Raw genomic sequence first — 4734 nt, forward strand, 5'->3', positions numbered from 1 at the left:
GCTTTGTTATTAGATGCTAATTTACAACTGATTTTAGTTAATCCTACTGCTCGACGCATTTTTAGTTGGGAAGAAAAAAATGTCATTGGTGGAAAGGTGACAGATAATTTACCTCTAGCTGTACAGATGGAATTAAACAGACCACTTTATCAAATAGCTATAGGTGAAATAGAAAAGGGTGAATATCGTTGTACTTTAGATGAACCAAATCAACGTACAATTAGAATTTTATTAACGACTGTTCTCTTAAACAAATCATCAGGTACAGAATCTCTTTGTCAAAGTTGTATTTATGACGCTTATGATAGTTGTAATGTTGTTGAACGTCCTGTAGTTACTGAATGTACACTTTATGAAAATCAACTAGAAGCAGATGTTCTTTCTCCATATCGAAATAGTCTCAAAGGAATTGCTATGACTGTGCAAGATATTACTCGGGAAGTAGAATTAAATGAAGCTAAAAGTCAGTTTATTAGTAATGTATCCCATGAGTTAAGAACGCCTCTATTTAATATCAAATCTTTCATCGAAACTTTGTATGAATATGGAGAAGATTTAAGTGAAGTAGAAAGACGAGAATTTCTGGAAACTGCCAATCACGAAACAGATCGTTTGACTCGTTTAGTTAATGATGTATTAGATTTAAGTCGTCTAGAATCTTGTTTGATTTATCATCTAAATGCTGTTGATATTTCTCAACCAATAGAACAAACTTTAAGAACTTATCAACTTAATGCTAAAGATCAAAAAATAGAATTAAGTTATGAGATAGAACCTAATTTGCCTCCTGTGGTTGGTCATTACGATCTATTACTACAAGTATTTGCTAATTTAGTAGGTAATGCTATGAAGTTTACTGAAGCAGGAGGTCGAATAGTTATTAGAGCTTATTTGTTAGAGTCTGAGTTGGAAAATACTAATATAGAAGCTCAACAAATTGAAGAAGGAGGATGGATAGTTTCTCCTCCCCCTCCTCGACCAATAGAACTACATTTACAATCTGAAAATCATTCCCATAAGTTTGTCAGAATTGAAATTTCAGACACGGGAAGTGGTATTGAACCTGAAGACCAAGAGGCTATTTTTGAAAGATTTTTCCGAGTAGAAAATCGCGTTCATACTTTGGAAGGAACAGGTTTAGGTTTGTCTATTGTTAGAAATATTATTGATAAGCATCATAGCAAGGTTAACTTGGTAAGTGAACTTGGTATTGGCACAACTTTCTGGTTTGATTTAGCAGTATTTGAAGAAAAGTCAGTACCAGAAGAAAATCACTTATTAGAAGTAACTTAACTGCTGAATTGAAAATTGAGAAGTTTATGATTGTAGGGTGTGTATTTGATAATTATTTAGGGGTTGCTGATTAAACTCAAATTTTTTATATATAAAGGTTTTAGCCTTTTTTAATCGTGAAAAAGTGCAAGCTTTTAGGTCGCTCAGGTTCAAAAAACTAGCATTTTAGGCAGACAATGCCAGAAAAATCAAGGGACTATTCTTCCTCCTACCTCCTCTATAATACCATTTCTCAAAAACTTTTCTACACTTTCTTGAGTAGGTAGGGACGTTGCATAAGGGCGTCCGAGAGCGAGAATTCAAAAATAATAATAACTAATATTAAATTGACTAAAATTAGCAAAAAAGTTATTATAGTGGCATAATTTTTTTGATAATTATTATTCGGTTTGTGTTAATTATTATTTTGTTTATTTATTCCCTACTCTAGTTAAAAAGACAGTAAAAAACTTATAATAATTAGAGTCAAAAATAACCACCAAATAGTATTTCTTTGAAACCAAAATTTGACAATTTTCAACCAACTATTATGATTAGTATCATAAGTAGAATGTGGTACAAGAGGTTCAGATTGGTCGTGGAAAAGAGTACAATCTTTAGCGTAGGGACGTTGGGGAAAATTGCAGCTATCATCTAAATGGTAGAGGCAATTATTACACAAATATTCCTCTCCTTCAGCTTGATAAAGAGGGATACCAGGATGACCAAAAGCTTTCAGAGGAACTTTACAATACGGACAAGCGATCGCCTGACTATCAACAGTTTGATGACAACGAGGACAATTTAACATTTTGATTATCTTAATTATGGATATATAAGTTTGATTGTTACTTCAATTTACAGTTTAAATGTTTAGCTTAAATAAGACAGGCAAAAATTATGAATAATACAGAAAATCTACTTCAACAACTTTTAATGATAGGCATTGGTACAACTTCCCTAGTGGCAGAAAAAGTACAGGAAGTAACTAACCAATGGGTTAAAGATGGGACTATCAACCCAGACCAAGCTAAGACCTTTGTTGATGATATAATGCAGCAACTTAAGTCAGAACAGGGAAACTGGGAATCTCAGATGCAGCGACAAATGCGGAATGTAATGCAGGATATAGGAGTCCCTCGTCAATCAGAATTGGACGAACTGCGGGGTCGTTTGGATCGTTTGGAGCGTCAGATACGAGATTTGGAAAATCGCAACTGGCGTTAGATGAAGTCAGAAGTTAGAAGTTAGATTCTTGCTGTTGAATTTTTGGTTTTTGATTTAATTATTATGGAGGATTGATTTTAGGGACTTCCAAATAAAAAATTATCCCATTAGCTATGAAAATAAGGGAATAGGGAATTAGGGAGTAGGGAGTAGGGAAGAAATTGAAAAAGTAAGGCAGTAGGGAGTAACCAGTAAGGATATAGTACAAAAATAGGGATAATTTATTTTCTGCTATTCCCTTAGTATCCTAATATTTTAGGGAGTGGGGAGCAGTGATTTGGTTTTGGTGGGGATGGATAAAGAAGAAAAAAACTGTACCTCAGTAACTTGAGAAATGATATATTCACTTTTCAGTAGTTACGTTCTTTTTTTTTCTATTTGATTTTTTTCAACAATACAAATTAGAGAAATTGGGAGGTTGTTTAGAGTTTTTATAAAGTAAACTTCAAGATTGGAAAAATTGCAACTGACCTTGGCATAGCTATAAAATATAGTGGCTATAATTTGAATTTCATCTGAGAATTTTTGACTTTTAACTGTCAGATGTGCGTCTTACATTCTGGAGGGGCTGTGTGCGGAATTACTTCCGCACAGTAGGCGCCCCGTAGGAGACCTCAGAATTACGCACTCGATGCATGAATTTTCACTTAAATTAGGAGGATTAATTTTGCGAGGAATTATTATTAGTCTGGGAATAGTAATGGTCTGTGGTTTAGTTTTGATTATTGCTCAAATTACAGGTTCGGGAAAAGAGGCAGTTGCTTCTCAAAATACGCCAGGTACTATAAATTCTACTGAAGTTCAGCAGCAAGTGGCAGAAGGTACTACACTAAATCCTACTATTACAATGGCAGAAAATATTATGGCTCAAAATAACGAAGAAGTTACTACTGAATCTGGTCTTAAGTATGTGGTCTTGAAAGAAGGAGATGGTGCTACTCCTCAAAAAGGTCAGACAGTCGTGGTTCACTATACTGGAACTTTGGAGGATGGTTCTAAGTTTGATAGTTCTCGCGATCGCAATCAACCTTTCCAATTTAAAGTTGGCGTGGGTCAAGTTATTAAAGGTTGGGATGAAGGAGTAGGTAGTATGAAAGTTGGTGAACGTCGTAAGTTGATTATTCCATCAGAATTAGGGTATGGTTCTCGTGGTGCTGGTGGGGTTATACCTCCTAATGCTACTCTGATTTTTGATGTGGAATTATTGAAAATTGCTGGGTAAACATACAGCACTTTTCGAGTTGATAAAAGATGAAGTTTTAGAAGTTTAGGGAAAAGAAAACAAGAAAAAGGGATTGATGTTTTTAGTGAATAATCCTATCAAGAAAAAATGTTAAAAATCTAGAGACTTAATATTTGAAACTTCCAATTTCTTGTTTTCTTAGAACTAAAATTGATTTTCCTCTATACAATCTATATAAACTGAATACCTGTGGTTGCCTCTGGATATATTGATTATATTGGCAGTCACGGGTTTTTGCTTTATGGAGAGACAAAAATTATCTATAAATTTAGGTAGCTGAAGAAAATAATGAGCAATTTCAGAGAAAGACTACTTTGATGTTGTTTTTTAATATAAATACTAGCCTAAACAATAAGAAACTGTTTATTAAATGAATATTAAATACAGGCATAAGCTGTCTTAATCTTTGCTTTATCAAAATAATTTGGTCTAAAACCCCGGCTTTTAAAACGAAATCTTTTTGGAGGGTTTCTCTAGGGACTTTCAAATAAAAAATTATCCTATTAGCTATGAAAATAAGGGAGTAGAAAGTAGGGAGTAACCAGTCAGAATAGAGTACAAAAATTGGGATAATTTATTTTCTACTATTCTCCTAATCCCGGATTCCAAAAACAACTTATGACTTCTGACTTCGTTAAAAACACTCTTTAAATAAATTCTTAATTGAGTTGATATGTTCAAACCTAATTTACCTTACACTCAACTTTTGAGACGCAAATTTAACGGACTGGTTTCGATTAATTTATTTCTACTAACGTTAATTATTATATTGTGTTGGAGTTGGATATTACCTAGTTATACTCAGACACCTACACCTAATGTTCAAAGTCGGGAAGTTTTAATTGAAGAAATTAAAGATTATGCTGAACGTCATGTTGAAAATGATAAGGCAATGGATAGTAGGTTAATGATTGATTTATATGAGAAAAATTCTGTGGGTTTAACTACTCCAGAAATTACTAAAATTTACGAGGAAGAATATACAAAACTCA

Annotated in this window: 5 protein-coding genes; 4 read left to right on the top strand and 1 reads right to left on the bottom strand. The window is 33.4% G+C overall.

The window, feature by feature from the left end; translation table 11 throughout:
- Positions 1–1293, top strand: a 1293-nt coding sequence (locus tag F6K22_RS14415; protein ID WP_293098757.1) for a sensor histidine kinase, incomplete at its 5' end; no start/stop codon positions are given.
- A gap of 430 nt (positions 1294–1723) precedes the next feature.
- Here the strand turns inward: F6K22_RS14415 and F6K22_RS14420 are convergent.
- A complete protein-coding gene (locus tag F6K22_RS14420) occupies positions 1724–2083 on the bottom strand; it encodes a zinc ribbon domain-containing protein (RefSeq protein WP_293098760.1) in 360 nt (119 codons plus the stop codon).
- A gap of 89 nt (positions 2084–2172) precedes the next feature.
- Between F6K22_RS14420 and F6K22_RS14425 the strand changes: the two genes are divergently transcribed.
- From F6K22_RS14425 to F6K22_RS14435, 3 genes are all read left to right on the top strand, one after another.
- Positions 2173–2499 (top strand): phasin family protein, encoded by a 327-nt coding sequence (locus F6K22_RS14425; RefSeq protein WP_293098763.1) that lies wholly within the window; start codon positions 2173–2175, stop codon positions 2497–2499.
- A 667-nt stretch (positions 2500–3166) separates the two neighbouring features.
- Entirely contained in the window at positions 3167–3721 is a 555-nt protein-coding gene (locus F6K22_RS14430) for an FKBP-type peptidyl-prolyl cis-trans isomerase (protein WP_293098766.1), read from the top strand.
- 694 nt (positions 3722–4415) lie between these two features.
- A partial coding sequence (locus F6K22_RS14435; RefSeq protein WP_293098769.1) for a hypothetical protein occupies positions 4416–4734 on the top strand: 319 nt, incomplete at its 3' end.

Source organism: Okeania sp. SIO2F4 (assembly GCF_010672385.1).
In the GTDB taxonomy this organism is placed as follows: Bacteria; Cyanobacteriota; Cyanobacteriia; order Cyanobacteriales; family Microcoleaceae; genus Trichodesmium.